The 18,776-nt window shown below is 60.4% G+C and carries 17 protein-coding genes; 9 read left to right on the forward strand and 8 right to left on the reverse strand.

The genetic code is table 11. From position 1 onward, the window contains the following. Positions 1-68 precede the first annotated feature (68 nt). Complete coding sequence (locus EQV90_RS04910; protein WP_004419573.1) at positions 69-1,016, reverse strand: choline ABC transporter substrate-binding protein; 948 nt, start codon at positions 1,014-1,016, stop codon at positions 69-71. Between the two features lie 359 nt (positions 1,017-1,375). Between EQV90_RS04910 and EQV90_RS04915 the strand changes: the two genes are divergently transcribed. Beyond that, a complete protein-coding gene (locus tag EQV90_RS04915) occupies positions 1,376-2,752 on the forward strand; it encodes an L-serine ammonia-lyase (RefSeq protein ID WP_004419571.1) in 1,377 nt (458 codons plus the stop codon). A gap of 447 nt (positions 2,753-3,199) precedes the next feature. Next, positions 3,200-4,303, forward strand: a complete 1,104-nt coding sequence (locus EQV90_RS04920) for a GlxA family transcriptional regulator (RefSeq protein ID WP_004419569.1) — start codon at positions 3,200-3,202, stop codon at positions 4,301-4,303. Positions 4,304-4,407: 104 nt separating this feature from the next. Here the strand turns inward: EQV90_RS04920 and EQV90_RS04925 are convergent, their stop codons facing one another. The 5 genes from EQV90_RS04925 to choX form a co-directional block, all read right to left on the reverse strand. Next, a complete protein-coding gene (locus EQV90_RS04925; protein ID WP_004419567.1) occupies positions 4,408-4,665 on the reverse strand; it encodes a hypothetical protein in 258 nt (85 codons plus the stop codon). Between the two features lie 235 nt (positions 4,666-4,900). Continuing rightward, positions 4,901-5,383, reverse strand: a complete 483-nt coding sequence (locus tag EQV90_RS04930) for a thioesterase family protein (protein ID WP_240877804.1) — start codon at positions 5,381-5,383, stop codon at positions 4,901-4,903. 12 nt (positions 5,384-5,395) lie between these two features. Then, positions 5,396-6,361, reverse strand: a complete 966-nt coding sequence (locus tag EQV90_RS04935; protein ID WP_004419563.1) for an L-carnitine dehydrogenase — start codon at positions 6,359-6,361, stop codon at positions 5,396-5,398. Between the two features lie 126 nt (positions 6,362-6,487). Then, on the reverse strand, positions 6,488-7,375 hold the full coding sequence (locus tag EQV90_RS04940; protein ID WP_004419561.1) for a 3-keto-5-aminohexanoate cleavage protein: 888 nt from the start codon (positions 7,373-7,375) through the stop codon (positions 6,488-6,490). 73 nt (positions 7,376-7,448) lie between these two features. Further along, on the reverse strand, positions 7,449-8,375 hold the full coding sequence (gene choX / locus EQV90_RS04945) for a choline ABC transporter substrate-binding protein (RefSeq protein ID WP_004419560.1): 927 nt from the start codon (positions 8,373-8,375) through the stop codon (positions 7,449-7,451). Positions 8,376-8,540: 165 nt separating this feature from the next. On the opposite strand from choX, the gene EQV90_RS04950 reads away from it, so the two are divergent. Continuing rightward, complete coding sequence (locus EQV90_RS04950; protein ID WP_127196517.1) at positions 8,541-9,476, forward strand: GlxA family transcriptional regulator; 936 nt, start codon at positions 8,541-8,543, stop codon at positions 9,474-9,476. Here the strand turns inward: EQV90_RS04950 and EQV90_RS04955 are convergent. Together EQV90_RS04955 and EQV90_RS04960 are read right to left on the reverse strand one after the other, a co-directional pair. Next, positions 9,473-9,889, reverse strand: coding sequence for a DUF3010 family protein (locus EQV90_RS04955; protein ID WP_004419555.1), 417 nt, complete (start codon positions 9,887-9,889; stop codon positions 9,473-9,475). The genes EQV90_RS04950 and EQV90_RS04955 overlap by 4 nt on opposite strands. Before the next feature lie 48 nt (positions 9,890-9,937). After that, positions 9,938-10,339: a lysozyme inhibitor LprI family protein gene (locus tag EQV90_RS04960; protein ID WP_004419553.1), complete on the reverse strand. Its 402-nt coding sequence runs from the start codon at positions 10,337-10,339 to the stop codon at positions 9,938-9,940. A gap of 219 nt (positions 10,340-10,558) precedes the next feature. On the opposite strand from EQV90_RS04960, the gene EQV90_RS04965 reads away from it, so the two are divergent. The 6 genes from EQV90_RS04965 to EQV90_RS04990 all read left to right on the forward strand — a co-directional run bounded on the left by EQV90_RS04965 (position 10,559) and on the right by EQV90_RS04990 (position 18,423). Next, entirely contained in the window at positions 10,559-11,536 is a 978-nt protein-coding gene (locus EQV90_RS04965) for a dipeptidase (protein WP_004419552.1), read from the forward strand. 129 nt (positions 11,537-11,665) lie between these two features. Continuing rightward, the gene (locus EQV90_RS04970; protein WP_004419551.1) at positions 11,666-12,196 is read left to right on the forward strand and encodes a 4-vinyl reductase; all 531 of its coding nucleotides are present in this window, start codon (positions 11,666-11,668) and stop codon (positions 12,194-12,196) included. Positions 12,197-12,211: 15 nt separating this feature from the next. Then, positions 12,212-14,272, forward strand: a complete 2,061-nt coding sequence (gene dgcA, locus EQV90_RS04975; protein WP_004419549.1) for a dimethylglycine demethylation protein DgcA — start codon at positions 12,212-12,214, stop codon at positions 14,270-14,272. Positions 14,273-14,397: 125 nt separating this feature from the next. Further along, complete coding sequence (dgcB, locus tag EQV90_RS04980; protein WP_010656687.1) at positions 14,398-16,341, forward strand: dimethylglycine demethylation protein DgcB; 1,944 nt, start codon at positions 14,398-14,400, stop codon at positions 16,339-16,341. Then, positions 16,338-17,549 (forward strand): electron transfer flavoprotein subunit alpha/FixB family protein, encoded by a 1,212-nt coding sequence (locus tag EQV90_RS04985; RefSeq protein WP_240877805.1) that lies wholly within the window; start codon positions 16,338-16,340, stop codon positions 17,547-17,549. Before dgcB ends, EQV90_RS04985 begins: the two co-directional genes overlap by 4 nt. Positions 17,550-17,652: 103 nt before the next feature. Next, entirely contained in the window at positions 17,653-18,423 is a 771-nt protein-coding gene (locus EQV90_RS04990) for an electron transfer flavoprotein subunit beta (protein WP_240877806.1), read from the forward strand. Positions 18,424-18,776: the final 353 nt, after the last annotated feature.

An 18,776-nucleotide genomic window follows, 5' to 3' on the forward strand; every position in this document is an offset into this window, starting at 1 on the left:
GGTAGTGAACGTCCGCATGCAGGGGAATTGAAACGGAGCCGGGCGAGCGTGCCCCCCGGCGCCCGAGCTTACTTCGCGAGACTGGCCTTGACGGCCTCAAGGCCCGGCTTGCCGTCGATAGTGGTCACGCCCGCCAGCCAGGTGTCGAGCACTTGCGGGTTCTGTTTAAGCCAGGCTCTGGCCGCCACGTCCGGTTTGGTCTTGTCATCGAGCACCTTGCCCATCAGGGTGCTTTCCATGTCCAGGGTGAACACCAGATTCTTCAGCAACTGGCCGACGTTCGGGCATTCCTGGGTGTAGCCCTTGCGGGTGTTGGTGTAGATGGTTGCCTGACCATAATTGGGGCCGAAGAACTCATCGCCACCGGTGAGGTATTTCATCTTGAAACGGGTGTTCATCGGGTGCGGTTCCCAGCCCAGAAACACCACCTCGGTGCCACGGCGCTGGGCGCGATCGACTTGTGACAGCATTCCGGCTTCGCTCGACTCCACCACCTTGAAGCCTGCGTCCTTAAGGCCGAAGGCGTTTTTGTCGATCATGGTCTGGATCATGCGATTGCCATCGTTGCCGGGTTCGATGCCGTAGATTTTGCCGTCCAGTTCCTTCTTGAATCTGGGCAGGTCGGAGAAGTCTTTCAAACCCTTGTCATACAGCGCTTCGGGCACGGCCAGGGTGTATTTGGCGTTCTCCAGATTGGCCCGTACGGTCTCCACCGTTCCGGCATCGCGGTAAGCCTTGATGTCGTTTTCCATGGTGGGCATCCAGTTGCCCAGAAACACGTCCATGTTCTTGCCATCGGCCAGTGACTTGTAGGTGACGGGTACTGAAATCATGGTGGTTTTGGTTTTGTAACCGAGGGCCTTGAGCACCTCGCTGGTGACGGCGGTGGTGACGGTGATGTCGGTCCAGCCGACATCCGAGAAGTTAACGGTGCTGCATTGCGCCGGCTCGGCAGCCTGGACGATCACGGGCAGACTCAACAGTGCAGCCAGCAACAGCGACGGGGAATGTTTCATGGAACGACTCCTGGGTGTCTGGGTGGCGGTTTCCGAATCGAAAAGCCGCACGTATCAGTTGCGGTTGGGCGATGCCCGGCAGGGGTTTGGCCGCGCATCTGGCAATCGAGTCGAGACTGATCATGTAACAGTGAAATTCAAACGCCTACAGGGTGCGTCGCATCCAGTACAGGGAGGGTCGTATCTGGTACTTGGGAGGTCGTATATGGAAAATTCCGCTGCTGAAACTGCCTTTTCCATCTGTCTGCACCGTATAAAACGGCGAGGGCGCTGGCAGGCAAAGCCGGGTCGTAGCTGGACGTTTTAGCTGATTGAAAACCGCCCATAGTGCGGGCATTCACCCCCGAGGCTTTGTGCTCATGGCTATCAGCGTGTTTGACCTGTTCAAGATCGGCATCGGTCCCTCCAGCTCCCACACGGTCGGGCCCATGCGGGCGGCGGCGCTGTTTGTGCAGGGCTTGCGCGAACGCGGCCAGCTGCAACAGGTACGGCGTATCGAAGTGCAGCTTTATGGCTCGTTGTCTGCCACCGGGATCGGCCATGGCAGCGACAATGCAGTGATCATGGGCCTGATGGGCGAATGGCCGGACGTCATCGACCCGGCCTGCATTGGCGAACGCATCGAACAGTTGCGCGAGACCCGGACCCTGCTACTCGACGGTTATCTGCCAGTCCCGTTCGAGTGGGCGCAAGACATGCGCCTGATTGACGAAAACCTGCCGTTTCATCCCAATGCCATGACGCTGGTCGCCGCCAGTGAACAGGGCGAGCTGCATCGCGACAGCTATTACTCGGTGGGCGGCGGCTTTGTGGTGGACGCTGCGCAAGCGGCCAGCGGTGTGCTGGACATGGACCGGACCCTGTTGCCCTATGACTTCTCCAGCGCTGGCGAGTTGCTCGAACTGTGCGCCAGACATCACCTGAGCGTGGCGGCCCTGATGATGGCCAATGAACGCACATGGCGCAGTGAAGAGGAGATCCGCTGTGGCCTGATCAAGCTCTGGCGCGCCATGCAGGACTGCGTGGAGCAGGGGCTGAAGCATGAAGGCATCCTGCCCGGCGGTTTGCATGTGCGTCGCCGCGCGGCGCGCCTGCACCGCAGCTTGCAGGAATTGGGCAAACCCAATGTCATCGGCTCGACCCTCAGCGCCATGGAGTGGGTCAACCTGTTTGCACTGGCGGTCAACGAAGAAAACGCAGCGGGCGGGCGCATGGTCACGGCGCCCACCAACGGCGCGGCGGGCATCATCCCGGCGGTACTGCACTACTTCATGAAATTCAGCGACGAGGTCAGCGAAGCCCATGTGGTTGACTATTTATTAAGCGCGGCGGCGATCGGCATTCTGTGCAAAAAGAACGCCTCCATTTCCGGGGCCGAAGTGGGGTGCCAGGGCGAGGTCGGTTCAGCCTGCGCCATGGCCGCCGCCGGGCTGGCGCAAATCCTGGGTGCCACCCCCGAGCAACTGTGCAACGCGGCCGAAATCGGTCTGGAGCACAACCTGGGCCTGACCTGTGACCCGGTGGGCGGGCTGGTGCAAGTGCCCTGTATCGAGCGCAACGCCATCGCTGCAGTCAAAGCCATCAATGCGGCCCAAATGGCCTTGCGTGGCGATGGCCAGCACTTTATCTCGCTGGACCGGGTGATCCGCACCATGCGCGATACGGGTGCCGACATGCACGACAAATACAAAGAGACCTCACGCGGCGGGCTGGCCGTCAGCGCGGTGGAGTGCTGAGCACCGGATCACTGGGTCGCCCCCCCCTCCTGTAGGAGCGAGCTTGCTCGCGAGCTTTCAAGATCAAAAGCTCGCGAGCAAGCTCGCTCCTACAGGTTTGTAGTCAGGTTTTCCGCGCGCTGTTTCAGCGCACACCGATCTCTTTTGGCGCATTCGTGCGCTTGGTGACATTCCGTCACGGCTCTGTTTCTGCCGCCTTCCCACAAGTGCTACCAATGTGCTCAAAAGCGCCGGGCTGTGCGTGTCGGGTCCTTTTAAACAATGCTTGTCAGCGGTTTGGTCAATACCCGCGCAGACACATTGCGACGTCGTTTTCAGGCTTAGTTGAATGGTCATTCAAGTTTAGGCATGGCATTTGCGTTGTGATTGCAAAGCCCCGTCAAACGAGGGCAATAACAAGAGCCTGTGCCTGGGGCCATCACCCGCATTGTGTGAGGAGATATCGCGATGACGTCGTTCAACTCCGGGGTTCAACCCCAGAACCGTACGCCTCAATCCATCGGCTTTCTGCTGCTGGACAATTTCACGCTCATTTCCCTGGCTTCCGCGATAGAACCCTTGCGCATGGCCAATCAGCTGTCCGGTCGCGAGTTGTATCGCTGGAGCACCCTCACCGCAGATGGCAGTCAGGTATGGGCCAGCGACGGCCTGCAAGTAACCCCCGATGCAAGCATGTACAAGGCCCCGGCACTGGACATGGTGATTGTTTGCGGCGGTATCGGTATTCAACGCACTGTTACCCGCGAGCACGTTTCATGGTTGCAAAGCCAGGCGCGCCAGTCGCGCCGTCTGGGCGCCGTATGCACCGGTAGCTGGGCCCTGGCCTACGCCGGTCTGCTGGACGGCTTTGATTGCAGCGTGCACTGGGAATGTCTGGCCTCCATGCAGGAAGCCTTTCCGCGGGTCGCCATGAGTACCCGCCTGTTTACCCTCGACCGCAGCCGCTTTACCAGTTCGGGCGGTACCGCACCGCTGGACATGATGCTGCACCTGATCAGCCGCGATCATGGCCGTGAGCTGTCGGCGGCCATTTCGGAAATGTTTGTGTATGAACGCATTCGCAACGAACAGGACCATCAGCGGGTGCCGCTCAAGCACATGCTTGGCACCAACCAGCCCAAGCTGCAGGAAATCGTGGCATTGATGGAGGCCAATCTCGAAGAGCCCATCGACCTTGATGAGCTGGCGGTGTATGTCACCGTATCGCGACGTCAGCTGGAGCGCCTGTTTCAGAAGTATTTGCACTGCTCGCCATCGCGTTACTACCTCAAGCTGAGGCTGGTACGGGCGCGGCAGTTACTCAAGCAGACACCCATGTCGATCATTGAAGTGGCAGCGGTGTGCGGCTTTGTTTCTACCCCGCATTTCTCCAAGTGTTACCGCGAGTATTTCGGTATTCCGCCACGGGATGAGCGAGTGGGCTCCAACACCGCGCAACAGACAACCCTGATCCCGATTCCGCAGTCACTGCTGATGACGCCGCTGGCCGGCCCCATGTCTGCCTTGAATCAGGCGCGCAACGAATCGACCTTTGCCAGCGTACGACTGTAACGCCGCAAAGCCTTCTGCAGGCGCGAGCTTGCTCGCGAGCATTTCAGCGAAGAGCTCGCGAGGCAAGCTCGCTCCTACAGAGGTGGGGGCAGGCAGAGGTGGGGTCAGGCCATTTTGCTTTGCTTGAATTGCGCCAGCCCCGGCAGCAGCTGTTGATCTATGGCCTGGCGCACCGCCGGCAAAATGGTCGCGCTGCCGGTGTAGAGTTTTTCTACCAGGCCCTTGAGTGCGCGAGCATTGGTTTCATTCAGTCCACAGACCACCGTCGTACAGGCTTGCTCGGCGCTGCCAGACACCTCAAACCCCAGTGAGCGCAGTTGGCCCAGCAGGTCTTGCTCATCAATCAAATCCGCGTGCATCATTTTTTTATCCTTCTACAGAGGCGCGATCGAACTCGATTCTGGTACGGCTTGGGCAAGGGGGCAAGGGGCGGTCTGACGATATGTCCGGGATGCCTAAGCGCAGGTCGTTTTCGGCTAAGTGCCGGTGCACTGGGCTGTGCACACTGACTTTCGCGGCATCGTCGATGGTTTGGTCACCCTCTCGGCATCACACAGAGTTAGCCCCGAACCTGTCACGGCAGGTCCGGGGCTTTTTTCATGCCCTGGTGGTGCCGGGCAAACCGATCACCCTGCCCACATAAGCCGGTTTGGGCAGGTCTCCCTGGCGGGTTTCTATTGCCTGCAACAACGCCAGTGAATGTTCGCTGAACGGTGCCGAGTGCGGACCTGCAAGGTCGACATGCAGCAGCATTTGCTCATTGCCGGCCAGGGTTTGCTCTTCGCCGATCAGGTGCAGGCTGTGATAAAGATGCAGGCGCTTTTTATCATGGCCGATGATCTGGGTGCGCACTTCGACCCGGGCGCCGAGCTTCACTTCGTGCAGGTAGTTCATGTGCACTTCCAGGGTGAACAGCGAATGGCCGCTGGCTTCGCGATTCTGGCTGTCGAGTCCCAGGTGGTCCATCAGCCCATCGGTGGCATAGCTGAAAATCAGCAGGTAAAACGCGTCCCGCAAATGGCCGTTGTAATCGACCCACTCTTCAAGAACGGGGGTGCTGTAGGTGGTGAGGATGGGCATGCAGAACCTCGCTCAATCGTTGATGGCAATGCCGTGTTTGAGTTTGGTCGCGTTCACCGCTTCCATCACCGCCAGCAGGCAATCGTCACGATAGCTCTCCAGCGCGGCAATGCTGTGGCTGCCCAGTTGTTCAGTTGTACCTTCAACCACGTCGTCGATCAGTTTTTCGCTGAGTTCCGGCGCCGGCAGGTAGGTCCACGGCAGTTTCAGGGCCGGGCCGAACTGGTTCATGAAGTGCCGCATGCCCGCATCGCCACCGGCCAGGGTGTAGGTGAGGAATGTGCCCATGAACGACCAGCGCAAACCGGCGCCAAAGCGAATGGCATCGTCGATCTCGCCAGTGGTTGCCACCCCGTCATTGACCAGGTGCAGCGCCTCGCGCCACAGGGCTTCGAGCAAGCGGTCAGCGATAAAACCCGGTACTTCCTTGCGCACATGCAAGGGGCGCATGCCCAGGGATTTATAGACCTCGATCGCAGCCGCAATGGCTTGTGGTGCAGTTTTTTGTCCGCCCACCACTTCCACCAGCGGCAGCAAGTACACCGGGTTGAAAGGGTGGCCGACGATGCAGCGCTCGGGATGGGTGGATGTCTCGTAGAACTCGCTGGGCAGCAGGCCCGAGGTGCTGGAGCCGATCAGTGCATCGGGTTTGGCGGCAGCGCTGATTTTGCTGTGCAGCTCGAGTTTGAGATCGAGCCGCTCGGGTGCGCTTTCCTGAATGAAATCGGCGTCGCGTACACATTCTTCAATGGTGCTGACAAAGCGCAGGCGGTCCTGGGACGCGCCTTTGCCGAGGCCGCTTTTTTCCAGCGCCGGCCAGGCCTTGGCCACGCGCTTGCGCAGGGCGGCTTCGGCGCCGGGGGCAGGGTCCCAGGCCACCACGTCGAGGCCGTGGGCCAGTGCGCGGGCGACCCAGCCGCTGCCAATGACACCGCTGCCAAGGGCGGCGAAGGTTTTGATGTTAGTGATAAAGGTCATGGGCGATTCCTGATCAAAATTCGGTCTTAAACCTGTAGGAGCGAGCTTTTCGCTGTTTCGCTGAAGAGCTCGCGAGGCAAGCTCGCTCCTACAGGCAGGTGGGCAGGTGGGCAGGGGGAGGCGGGGTTAGTGGCGCTGGCTCAAACCCATCTTTACCCGGCCTTCAGCCGGGGTCAGCACCCTGGCGCCAAGGCGGCTGAGGATTTCTGCGGCACGCTCCACCAGCTGTCCGTTGCTCGCCAGTACCCCGCGATCCAGCCACAGGTTGTCTTCCAGCCCGACCCGGACGTTGCCGCCGAGCAAGACCGCCTGGGCAGCCATGGGCATTTGCATGCGACCAATGCCGAACCCGGCCCACACCGCATTGGCGGGCAGGTTGTCGACCATGGCTTTCATGCTGGTGGTGTCTGCCGGAGCACCCCAGGGGATGCCCAGGCACAGCTGGAACAGCGGGTCGTCGAGCAGGCCTTCCTTGATCATTTGCTTGGCGAACCACAGATGGCCGGTGTCGAAAATCTCCAGTTCGGCTTTGACCCCCAGCTCCTGAATGCGCTTGGCCCCCGCCCGCAGCTGCGCCGGGGTAGAAACGTAAATGGTGTCGCCGTCACCGAAGTTCAGGGTGCCGCAGTCCAGGGTGCAGATTTCCGGCAGCAAGGCTTCGACGTGTGCCAGACGGGTCAGCGGCCCGACCAGATCGGTATTGGGGCCAAACTCCATCGGGTTCTCGCCGGGGCCGATGTGCAAGTCACCGCCCATCCCGGCCGTGAGGTTGACAATAATGTCGATGTCGGCCTCGCGGATGCGCTCCATCAGTTCGCGGTACAGCGCCACATCACGGCTGAACTGACCGGTTTTCGGATCGCGCACATGGCAATGCACCACTGTGGCTCCGGCCTTGGCCGCTTCCACGGCGGCGTCGGCAATTTGCTTGGGCGTGATCGGTACCAGGTGGCTGCGGGCGCTGGTGTCGCCGGCACCGGTGAGTGCGCAAGTGATGATGACGTCGTGGTTCATGGGGCATTTCCTTTGGGCGTAGAGCGCCACGCCGCTGCCGTTGCAGGCGGCGGCCGAGGGGCTCGGTGTTGAATTATTTGGCGCTGAGTTTCAGGTTCCCTGCAGCGGGTTTGCCGTCCGCTGTGGTAACACCTTCGAGCCAGCGCTGCTGGTCTTGCGGGTGGTCCCTGAGCCACTGGCGGGCCGATGCCCGGGCGTCTTTGTGATCCAGCAACGGCTGCATCATGCGGCTCTCGTCATCGGCGCTGAAGGTCAGGTTGCTCAGCAAGCGGCTGACGTTCGGGCAGCGGCTGGCGTAGTCCGGCGTGGTCACTGTCCACACCGTGGCCAGGCCTTCATTCGGGCCCAGTGCGTCTTCACTGCCGGTCAGGTAGGTCATTTTCTGGTTGATGTTCATCGGGTGCGGGGTCCAGCCAAAGAACACAATCGGTTCATTGCGGTTGACCGCGCGGGTCACGGCCGAAAGCATTCCGGCCTCGCTGGATTCCACCAGCTGGAACTTGCCCAGGCCAAAGCGGTTTTGCTCGATCATGGCCTTGATCTGGGTGTTGGCACCGGAGCCCGGTTCAATCCCGTAAATCTTGCCCCCCAGTTCTTTTTCGAATCGGGCAATGTCAGCAAAGCTTTTAAGCCCCTTGTCGCTCATATAGGTCGGCACGGCGAGCATGGCCTTGGCATCTTTAAGGCTGGGCTCGGCCAGCACCGTCACCTGTCTGGCATCGACAAAGGGGGTGATGCTCTGGTTCATGATCGGGTTCCAGTAGCCCAGAAACATGTCCAGCCGGTTGTCACGTATCCCGGCGAAGATGATTTGCTGGGAGGCGCTGGTCTGTTTGGTTTTGTAGCCGAGACCGTCGAGCAGGGTTTGCGCCATGGCGCTGGTGGCGATCACATCGGTCCAGTTGACCACGCCCATGCGTACGTTCTTGCACGATGGATCTTCGCCAGCCAGCACATAGGGGCTGAGTACCAACAAGCAACAGCTGATCAGTCGTTTCATGGAGCGGGCCTCGGCAGGTTGTTATTAGGTAGCCGGTGTCTTTGTGCACCGTGACGCCAAGTTACCGAGGTCGGGTATTGCTTAACCGCACTGGAGCGACGGGCTTTTGCACTGTAGCGACCTGAGTGTGTTTCAATCCTGCGAACTGACTGCACGAGCGCCTCCATGCCCAAGGACTTCTATTTCCTGCTGCTGCCCGGCTTTTCCTCGTTGGGCTTTATTTCTGCGATTGAGCCGCTGCGGGTGGCCAACCGCTTTCGCGGCGAGCTGTACCGCTGGCACGTGCTGAGCAGCGACGGTGGCGCGGTACCGGCGAGTAACGGCATGTCGGTCAATGCCGAGGCAGGGCTGGAGGCGCTCACCGCAGGGGCGACGTTACTGGTGGTGGCCGGTTTCGAGCCACTGGCCCATGTCACGCCGGCACTGATTCACTGGCTGCGGCGTCTGGACGGCGAAGGGGTAAGCCTGGGCGGGATCGATACCGGCAGTTTTGTGCTGGCCGAGGCGGGCCTGCTCGACGGCTATCGTCTGACCCTGCACTGGGAAGCGCTGGAGGCGTTCAAGGAATCATGGCCGCGGTTACAGGTCACGCAAGAGCTGTTTGAAATCGACCGCCGACGGATTACCTGCGCGGGCGGTACGGCCTCTATCGACATGATGCTCGATCTGATTGCCCAGGCGCACGGCCCGGAACTGGCTATCGAGGTATCAGAGCAGTTCGTGCTCGGGCGTATCCGCCCGCGCAAGGATCACCAGCGCATGCAAGTTGCCACGCGTTACGGCATCCGTAACAAGAAGCTGGTGCAGGTGATTGGCGAGATGGAGCAGCACACCGAGCCGCCCCTGAGCATTTCGCAACTGGCACTGAGCATCAACGTCACCCAGCGCCAGCTGGAGCGCCTGTTCCGCCTGCACCTGAACGATACTCCGCGCAACTTCTACCTTGGCCTGCGCCTGCACAAAGCCCGGCAACTGCTGCGCCAGACCGACATGAGCGTGCTGGATATCAGCCTGGCCTGCGGTTTTGAATCACCGTCGTACTTCACCCGCAGCTATCGCGCGCGATTTGCCTGTGCGCCGCGACAGGACCGGGTCGGTTAACCCTTGAGCAGCGCCGCACACGCAGCCTTGTACGCATCATGCTGATATTTGTTCAGCGAGGCGGGCAGCTCGAAAGCGTGCTTTTTGAATTGCGCGTTGAGGGTTTGCGGTGACAGCAATTGCACCTCGCAAGCGTCCAGCAACTGGATGATGCCTTCGATTTTGAAGGTGGTCGGTCCGCCGGCGAACTCGCCTTTTTTACTGCGCTTTTTAATCGCGATGCGGGTGATGGCGTTGGTCTTTACAAAGGCTGTGACCTGCGCGGCGAAGGCTTTGACGTTGAGGGCATCGTCATCATCGTCGAGGGCGATTTTCTTGGTCGCAATGGCTAGATGTTGAAGACCGTCGGGGCCCTGGGTGGCGACGGCGAAGATCGCTTCGCTGCCTTTGATATCGATACCGCAAATAGTCATAAAAACCCTGGATTTAAATAAGGCATCTGAGCTGTGGGAGCAGGGTGGTTATTCCTGCCCGATCGATTCCAGAAACTCCGAACGATCATCGCTCATGCGGGCCATGCAGTCGTTCTGGGCAATGTTGAAGGTCTCGGTGCCGGATGTGGCAGGGAACACCACAATCGCGCAGTCGGCGTCACGCTGGTGCAACCACAGCGCCTGAGCGGTCTTGATCTTGCTGATGATGTTATTGAGCTGAGTTGCGTTTGAGCCGTACATCGAGTTCATTCGCGTCTGCAGGGCTTCGTAATTTTCGGTCAGCAACAGCTCGGCCGCATTCTTGCTGTACGCCGAACACGCCAGGGTTTGCTGGTCGTTTTCCACCGCATCGCACGGGTTGTAGTCGGCATCATCGGCTGCGTACGCACCGCTTGTGATCAACGCCAAGGCCAGGAGAATCGATTTCATTGCGGCTTCCTAATCCATAGATGGGACGGATTCTGGCTTAAGCGTGGGCCAAAGAACAGCCACGCAGCATAGGTCATTACTTTGGCGCCGAAGGCTTTGTCGCGGATTGACGCTTTCGGCAATTGCGCTGTCGCTTTTGCACCCGGCTGTTTTTAACCCCGAGCCTATGCTGGCCCCAAAGCGCCGGCAGACGATTCGGCGCCCATAAGGGGACGCCTGATGAGCCCAGCCGAGTTGCACGCAGACAGCATCGTTATCGACGGGCTGATCATTGCCAAATGGAGCCGCGAACTGTTCGAAGACATGCGTAAAGGCGGCCTCACAGCAGCCAACTGCACGGTGTCGGTGTGGGAGGGTTTTCAAGCCACGATCAATAATATCGTGGCCAGCCAGACCCTTATTCGCGAAAACAGCGACCTGGTGATCCCGGTAAAAACCACTGCGGATATTCGTCGGGCCAAGGAACAGGGCAAGACCGGTATCATTTTTGGCTTCCAGAACGCCCACGCCTTTGAAGACCAGCTGGGCTATATCGAGATCTTCAAGCAGCTCGGAGTCGGCGTGGTGCAGATGTGCTACAACACGCAAAACCTGGTGGGCACCGGCTGCTACGAGCGTGATGGCGGGCTCTCGGGCTTTGGCCGCGAAGTGGTGGCCGAAATGAACCGCGTCGGGATCATGTGCGACCTGTCCCATGTGGGTTCAAAAACCTCGGAAGAGGTGATCCTCGAATCGAAGAAACCGGTCTGCTACTCGCACTGTCTGCCGTCCGGCCTCAAAGAGCACCCGCGCAACAAATCCGACGCCGAACTTAAATTCATCGCCGACCACGGCGGTTTTGTCGGGGTGACCATGTTTGCGCCATTTCTGGCCAAGGGCATCGACTCCACCATTGACGACTATGCCCAGGCCATCGAGTACACGATGAATATCGTCGGCGAAGATGCGATCGGTATCGGCACCGACTTCACCCAGGGTCACGGTCAGGACTTCTTCGAAATGCTGACCCACGACAAGGGCTATGCCCGGCGTCTGACCAGCTTCGGCAAGATCATCAACCCGCTGGGCATCCGCACTGTGGGTGAGTTCCCCAACCTCACTGAAACCCTGCTCAAGCGCGGTCACCCTGAGCGCGTGGTGCGCAAAATCATGGGCGAAAACTGGGTCAACGTGCTCAAGGACGTCTGGGGCGAATAGCCGAACAGCTCCTCGTAGTCGCTGCCGAAGGCTGCGATGAGGACTTCTTGAAAAACGGGCTGCTTCGCAACCCTTCGCAGCCTGCGGCAGCGACTACATAGATTTGTTGAATTTCTGGAGTTTTGTTCCATGGCTAAAATCGCCCCGCAATTGCCTATCGAAGTCGACAGTGAAACCGGTGTCTGGACCTCCGACGCCCTGCCCATGCTCTATGTGCCACGGCATTTTTTCGTCAACAACCATATGGGCATCGAGGAGGTGCTGGGCGCTGACGCCTACGCCGAAATCCTCTACAAGGCCGGCTACAAATCCGCCTGGCACTGGTGCGAAAAAGAAGCCGAGTGCCACGGCCTGGAAGGGGTCGCGGTGTTCGAGCACTACATGAAGCGTCTGTCCCAGCGTGGCTGGGGCCTGTTCGAAATCCAGGACATCGACCTCGATAAAGGCACAGCCACCATCAAGCTCGAGCACTCCTGTTTCGTCTACGTGTACGGCAAGGTCGGGCGCAAGGTCGATTACATGTTCACCGGCTGGTTTGCCGGCGCCATGGATCAGATTCTGCAGGCCCGTGGCAGCCACATTCGCACCCGCGCCGAGCAGATTTATAGCGGATCGGAAGAGGGCCACGACCACGGCCTGTTTATCGTCAAGCCGTTGTAAGTCGAGGATCGGGATATGGCGTTCGAAGCAATGTTTGAGCCGATTCAAATCGGCAAACTGACCATCCGCAACCGCGTGCTCAGCACGGCCCACGCCGAGGTGTATGCCACCGATGGCGGCATGACCACTGAGCGCTACGTGCAGTACTACGAAGAAAAAGCCAAGGGCGGTATCGGCCTGGCGATTTGCGGGGGGTCATCGGTGGTGGCCATCGACAGCCCCCAGGAGTGGTGGAGCTCGGTCAACCTGAGCACCGACCGCATCATCCCGCATTTCCAGAACCTGGCCGATGCCATGCACAAGCACGGCGCCAAGATCATGATCCAGATAACCCACATGGGCCGCCGCTCACGCTGGGACGGCTTCAACTGGCCGACCCTGATGTCGCCGTCCGGGGTGCGCGAACCGGTGCACCGTGCCACCTGCAAAACCATCGAGCCAGAAGAAATCTGGCGCGTGATCGGCAACTACGCCAGTGCGGCAGGGCGCGCCAAGAAAGGCGGGCTGGACGGGGTCGAACTGTCGGCGGTGCACCAGCACATGATTGACCAGTTCTGGAGCCCACGGGTCAACAAACGCACTGATGAATGGGGCGGCAGTTTTGAAAACCGCATGCGCTTCGGCCTCGAAGTACTCAAGGCCGTGCGTGCCGAAGTCGGTCCGGATTTCTGCGTCGGCATTCGCCTGTGCGGTGACGAATTTCACCCCGATGGCTTGAGCCACGAGGACATGAAACAAATCGCCAAGTACTACGACGACACCGGCATGCTCGACTTTATCGGCGTGGTCGGCTCGGGCTGTGATACCCACAACACCCTGGCCAACGTGATCCCCAACATGAGTTTTCCACCGGAGCCGTTTCTGCACCTGGCCGCCGGGATCAAGGAAGTGGTCAAGGCCCCGGTGCTGCACGCGCAAAATATCAAGGACCCGAATCAGGCCACGCGGATTCTGGAAGGCGGTTACGTGGACATGGTGGGCATGACCCGTGCCCACATCGCCGACCCGCACCTGATCGCCAAAATCAAAATGGGCCAGATCGACCAGATCAAGCAATGCGTGGGCGCCAACTACTGCATCGACCGTCAGTACCAGGGCCTGGACGTGCTCTGTATCCAGAACGCCGCCACCTCCCGGGAATACATGGGCGTGCCGCATATCATCCAGAAAAGTACCGGGGCCAAACGCAAGGTGGTGATAGTCGGCGCCGGGCCTGCCGGCATGGAGGCGGCGCGGGTAGCCGCGGAACGGGGTCACGACGTGACCCTGTTCGAGAAAAAGGATGTCATCGGCGGGCAAATCACCACCGCCTCCAAAGCCCCGCAACGGGACCAGATGGCCGGCATTACCCGCTGGTTCCAGCTGGAACTGGCGCGCCTGAACGTTGATCTGCGCCTGGGTACTGCGGCAGACCCGGCGACCATTCTCGATCTGCGTCCCGACATCGTGGTGCTGGCCGTGGGCGGGCATCCGTTTGTGGAACAGAACGAACACTGGGGCGCTGCCGAAGGGCTGGTGGTCAGCAGCTGGGACGTGCTCGACGGCAAGGTCGAGCCGGGCAAGAACGTGCTGGTGTACGACACCATCTGCGAGTTTACCGGCATGTCCGTCGCCGACTTCATGGCCGACAAAGGTGCCCAGGTCGAGATCGTGACCGACGACACCAAGCCCGGGGTGGCGATTGGCGGCACCTCATTCCCCACCTACTACCGCAGCCTGTACCCCAAGGAAGTGATCATGACCGGGGACATGATGCTGGAGAAGGTCTACCGCGAAGGCGACAAGCTGATTGCCGTTCTGGAGAACGAATACACCGGCGCCAGGGAGGAGCGGGTGGTGGACCAGGTGGTGATCGAGAATGGCGTGCGTCCGGATGAAGAATTGTATTACGGGCTTAAACCGGACTCGCGCAACAAGGGCCAGATCGACGTCGAAGCGCTGTTTGCGATCAAGCCGCAACCGTGCCTGAGCGAGCCGGGGGACGGTTACCTGCTGTTCCGCATCGGTGACTGCGTGGCCCAGCGCAACGTACATGCCGCGATCTATGACGCACTCAGGTTGTGCAAGGATTTCTAAGCACGTGTGAATAACTCCGGGAGCTGGCTTGCCGGCGATGAGGCATAGGCAATTGCCAGCAACATCGCCGGCAACCCGGCTCCCACAGGATTTGCGCAACCCCTGAGGTCTTCGGGAGCTTCACCATGCTCAATATTGTTCTCCCTGTTCTGTTATTCGCTGCCCTCGGTCTGGCCGTCATCGGCGCCGTGCGGCGGATGCATATGTGGCGTCGTGGCCGCCCGGCCAGGGTCGATCTGCTCGCTGGCCTGCTGGCCATGCCTCGGCGTTATATGGTTGATCTGCACCACGTGGTCGCCCGTGACAAGTACATGGCCAATACCCACGTTGCCACTGCCGGGGGTTTTGTACTGGCGGCGTTGCTGGCGATTCTGGTGCATGGCCTGGGGCTGCATAACCGCATCCTCGGCTACGCCCTGCTGGTGGCCACGGCGCTGATGTTTGTCGGCGCGCTCTTTGTGTTCAAACGTCGCCTCAATCCACCGGCCCGCCTGTCCAAAGGCCCGTGGATGCGCTTGCCAAAAAGCCTGCTGGCATTTTCGCTGAGCTTTTTTATCCTCACCTTGCCGGTCGCCGGTTTGCTGCCCCAGGACTTTGGCGGCTGGTTGCTGGCAACCCTGTTGGGGGTGGGAGTGCTGTGGGGCGTGGCGGAGCTGTTCTTCGGCATGACCTGGGGCGGGCCGATGAAGCACGCCTTCGCCGGGGCTTTGCACCTGGCCTGGCATCGGCGCGCCGAGCGCTTTGGCGGTGGCCGTTCTACCGGCTTGATGCCTTTGGACCTGGATGATCGCAGCGCGCCCCTGGGGGTGGAAAAACCCAAGGACTTCACCTGGAACCAGCTGCTGGGTTTTGACGCCTGCGTGCAATGCGGCAAGTGCGAAGCGGCGTGCCCGGCCTACGCTGCGGGCCAGCCGTTGAACCCGAAGAAACTGATTCAGGACATGGTGGTGGGGCTTGCGGGCGGTACCGATGCGCACTTTGCCGGCAGCCCGTACCCGGGCAAACCCGTTGGTGAACATGGCGGCAACCCGCATCAACCCATAGTTGACGGCCTGGTGGATGCAGACACCCTGTGGTCCTGCACCACCTGCCGTGCCTGTGTTGAGGAGTGCCCGATGATGATCGAGCACGTAGATGCCATCGTCGACATGCGCCGCTTCCTGACCCTGGAAAAAGGTGCAACCCCGAACAACGGCGCCCAGGTGCTGGACAACCTGATCGCCACCGACAACCCCGGCGGTTTTGCACCGGGCGGGCGGATGAACTGGGCTGCAGACCTGAATCTTGATCTGATGCGCGATAAACCCTCGGTGGACGTGCTGTTCTGGGTCGGTGATGGCGCCTTCGACATGCGTAACCAACGCACCCTGCGGGCATTCGTCAAGGTACTGAAAGCCGCCGGGGTCGATTTCGCGGTACTGGGGCTCGAAGAGCGCGACAGCGGTGACGTAGCCCGGCGTCTGGGCGACGAAGCGACCTTTCAGGCGCTGGCCCGACGCAATATCCAGACCCTGGGGCAATACCGTTTCAAACGCATCGTGACCTGCGATCCCCACAGTTTCCACGTACTGAAAAATGAATATGGCGCCTTTGGCGGTGAGTACCTGGTGCAACATCACAGCACTTACATGGCCGAACTGATCGACCAGGGCGCTCTTGCCCTGAACGCGGATACGGGCGGCAGCGTGACCTATCACGACCCCTGTTATCTGGGGCGTTACAACGGCGAATACGAGGCTCCCCGCGCGGTATTGCGCGCGCTGGGCATTGAAGTCAAAGAGATGCAGCGCTCGGGCTTTCGCTCACGCTGCTGTGGCGGCGGCGGTGGTGCCCCCATTACTGACATCCCCGGCAAACAACGGATTCCCGACATGCGCATGGACGACATCCGCGAGACCGGCGCCGAGCGTGTGGCGGTGGGATGCCCGCAATGCACGGCCATGCTCGAAGGCGTGGTCGAGCCACGGCCGCTGATCAAGGACATTGCCGAACTGGTGGCTGAAGCTCTGATTGAACCGATCGTGCCCGCCAAAGCGCCCAGCCGCGCAGCCCCGGAGGTGATGGTATGAGTGACATTATCCGCCGCGACCCGCGGGCCGAGTGGATCGCCCGCAACCGCCTGCACCCGCTGCATGCCGCCATGCAGCCGGCATCCGCCAGCTGGATGGGGCCCAACGGGGTGCTGCGCAAAAATGTACATGGGCTGGGGTTTATCGGCCCCAACGGCATCAAGCGGATCGATCGCAGTGGCGCGCAACAGGGCGGCACGGTCAAACGCGCGGCCAGTGAGCAAGTGCAATTGCCGCTGCATCAGGTGCCGGCGCCGGCGTTTTATATCTGCGTGGTACCGGATATGGCCGGTGGCCGCCTCGCCAGTCACGACCGCGACGTGCTTGGCCTGGCCCGGCAACTGGCGGGCAGCGACGGCGCGGTGCTGGCAGTGGTGTTTGGCGAGTGCAAAGAAACGGCCTTTGCCAGGGCCGGGGTAGACCGTTTGTTGTTACTGGACAGCGAAGGTTATGCACCGGAGCAACGGGTTCACGATTTACGGGCTGTGGATAACCAGTTCGCGCCCAGACACTGGTTGCTGCCCGACAGCCGCAATGGCGGTGCAGAACTGGGCCGTCGTCTGGCTGCGAGCCTGGGCCAGCGCCCGGCCACCCGGGTGTGGCAAATCAAGGACGGAACCTGTCTGGGACGAGCCGGGGCCGGCTTGCAGGATCTGGCGCAGCCGTTGCCACGGTTGATCCTGGCCGCTGCCGAGTGCGCCGAGCCGGTCAGCGAAACCCTGCATGAAGCATTGCCTGTGCAGTTATCCACAGATGCGCCGCGTTGCTTGCCCCGGATTGAAGACCTGGGTGCGGTTGCGGTGGATCCTGCGGCGACGCCCATGGCAGAGGCCGAGTTTATCCTCAGTGGCGGTAACGGGATCAAGGACTGGAGACTTTTCCACAGGGCTGCAGCAGCGCTGGGGGCCACCGAAGGCGCGTCACGGGTGGCGGTGGATGACGGCTTTATGGGGCGTGAGCGTCAGGTCGGGGCCAGCGGTACCTGGGTTACCGCCCGGGTCTATGTTGCGGTCGGCATCAGCGGCGCGATCCAGCATCTGCAAGGGATTGGCGGGTGCGACAAGGTGGTGGCGATCAACCTTGATCCGGGTTGCGACATGATCAAGCGCGCTGATCTTTCGGTGATTGGTGACGGTGCGGCAATTCTGCAGGCGTTGATTGCGGCTGTGGATAACTGGCGCAAGAGCGCCAGGCGCGATGCCGCCTGATTGTCCTGAACCCCTGTGGGAGCGAGCTTGTCTCGCGATCTTTTAAACAGATCGCGAGGCGAGCTCGCTCCTACAGTCTGTTTACAGTTTTGGAGATTCGCTTATGACCATTGCCACCGTTGCACTGGTTTCAATCGGCGCCCACCCGGCTTCCGGCCGGGCCCGCCGCGCTGAACAGGATGCCCGGGCTGTCGAGCTCGGCCTGCAACTGGCTGGGGATAACCTGCATGTACTGCATGCGGGCAACCCCCATGAGCCGGCGCTACGCGCGTATCTGGGCATGGGCCTGGAAGAGCTTCACGTACTTGAGCAGGCGCACGGGGCCGATGCGCTGCCGGTATTGCGCGACTACATCCGCGAAGCCGGGGTGCAGGTGGTACTCGCGGGCAGCCAGGCGGAAACCGGCGAAGGCTCGGGCATGTTGCCGTATCTGCTGGCCGAGCAACTGGGCTGGCCGCTGGTGGTGGGGGTGGCTCAGGTTGAATCTATCCACAACGGTGTCGCGCTGGTGTTGCAGGGATTGCCCCGTGGTCAGCGGCGCCGGCTTAAGGTGCGCCTGCCGTTCATGGCCACTGTGGATAACGCTGCCCCCAAGGCCCGCCAAAGTGCCTATGGCCCGGCTACCCGTGGGGTGGTGGATGCCGAAGTGGTTGAGGAGATTGTTGATGAGTTATCCACAGTGGGTGTTTTCCAGCCCGCCAGACCCCGGCCAAAGCGTCTCAAAGTGATCAGGGCCAAAAGTGCCGCCGACCGTATGAAAGCAGCCACAGCCAAGGCCACTGGTGGTAGCGGTCAAATACTCAAAGGCTTGAGCAGCGAAGAGGGGGCACAGGCGATTTTGAAGTTATTGATCGAAGAAGGCGTGGTGCGCTGAGTTGCCCACAAAGTCTGTTAGCGCTTATGTGGATAAGTTGTTTGCTGTCGGCTAAGCGCTATACGGATCAAGGCTTACAGGCTTCTGATCAAAAAACGCTCAATTGCCCCGGTTATCCACTGTTCAACACTCAAACCCTTTAAAAATCGGGACTTTAAAGGGTTTTCCACAGTAATGGGGGGCGGTGCATAAGTTGCGCACAATCTCTGTTGGCGGATATGTGGATAAGGTGTTTGCGGTTGCTTGCAGGCCATGTATCCCGTGGCTTGTAAAGTTTTGTACAAAAAATAGCCAATCACTGTTTTCGGGATAACTTACCCACTTCCCCACAATTGCTGTGGGTGTGACTGTGG

Origin of the sequence: Pseudomonas sp. TMW22089 (assembly GCF_022496645.1) — a bacterium.
GTDB classification, from domain to species: Bacteria; Pseudomonadota; Gammaproteobacteria; order Pseudomonadales; family Pseudomonadaceae; genus Aquipseudomonas; species Aquipseudomonas paraversuta.

What these genes read in the sequence shown, in the direction of transcription:
- EQV90_RS04910 (WP_004419573.1), bottom strand. Translation starts at nt 1,016, where the DNA reads ATGAAACATTCCCCGTCGCTGTTGCTGGCTGCACTGTTGAGTCTGCCC.
- EQV90_RS04915 (WP_004419571.1), top strand. Translation starts at nt 1,376, where the DNA reads ATGGCTATCAGCGTGTTTGACCTGTTCAAGATCGGCATCGGTCCCTCC.
- EQV90_RS04920 (WP_004419569.1), top strand. Translation starts at nt 3,200, where the DNA reads ATGACGTCGTTCAACTCCGGGGTTCAACCCCAGAACCGTACGCCTCAA.
- EQV90_RS04925 (WP_004419567.1), bottom strand. Translation starts at nt 4,665, where the DNA reads ATGATGCACGCGGATTTGATTGATGAGCAAGACCTGCTGGGCCAACTG.
- EQV90_RS04930 (WP_240877804.1), bottom strand. Translation starts at nt 5,383, where the DNA reads ATGCCCATCCTCACCACCTACAGCACCCCCGTTCTTGAAGAGTGGGTC.
- EQV90_RS04935 (WP_004419563.1), bottom strand. Translation starts at nt 6,361, where the DNA reads ATGACCTTTATCACTAACATCAAAACCTTCGCCGCCCTTGGCAGCGGT.
- EQV90_RS04940 (WP_004419561.1), bottom strand. Translation starts at nt 7,375, where the DNA reads ATGAACCACGACGTCATCATCACTTGCGCACTCACCGGTGCCGGCGAC.
- choX (WP_004419560.1), bottom strand. Translation starts at nt 8,375, where the DNA reads ATGAAACGACTGATCAGCTGTTGCTTGTTGGTACTCAGCCCCTATGTG.
- EQV90_RS04950 (WP_127196517.1), top strand. Translation starts at nt 8,541, where the DNA reads ATGCCCAAGGACTTCTATTTCCTGCTGCTGCCCGGCTTTTCCTCGTTG.
- EQV90_RS04955 (WP_004419555.1), bottom strand. Translation starts at nt 9,889, where the DNA reads ATGACTATTTGCGGTATCGATATCAAAGGCAGCGAAGCGATCTTCGCC.
- EQV90_RS04960 (WP_004419553.1), bottom strand. Translation starts at nt 10,339, where the DNA reads ATGAAATCGATTCTCCTGGCCTTGGCGTTGATCACAAGCGGTGCGTAC.
- EQV90_RS04965 (WP_004419552.1), top strand. Translation starts at nt 10,559, where the DNA reads ATGAGCCCAGCCGAGTTGCACGCAGACAGCATCGTTATCGACGGGCTG.
- EQV90_RS04970 (WP_004419551.1), top strand. Translation starts at nt 11,666, where the DNA reads ATGGCTAAAATCGCCCCGCAATTGCCTATCGAAGTCGACAGTGAAACC.
- dgcA (WP_004419549.1), top strand. Translation starts at nt 12,212, where the DNA reads ATGGCGTTCGAAGCAATGTTTGAGCCGATTCAAATCGGCAAACTGACC.
- dgcB (WP_010656687.1), top strand. Translation starts at nt 14,398, where the DNA reads ATGCTCAATATTGTTCTCCCTGTTCTGTTATTCGCTGCCCTCGGTCTG.
- EQV90_RS04985 (WP_240877805.1), top strand. Translation starts at nt 16,338, where the DNA reads ATGAGTGACATTATCCGCCGCGACCCGCGGGCCGAGTGGATCGCCCGC.
- EQV90_RS04990 (WP_240877806.1), top strand. Translation starts at nt 17,653, where the DNA reads ATGACCATTGCCACCGTTGCACTGGTTTCAATCGGCGCCCACCCGGCT.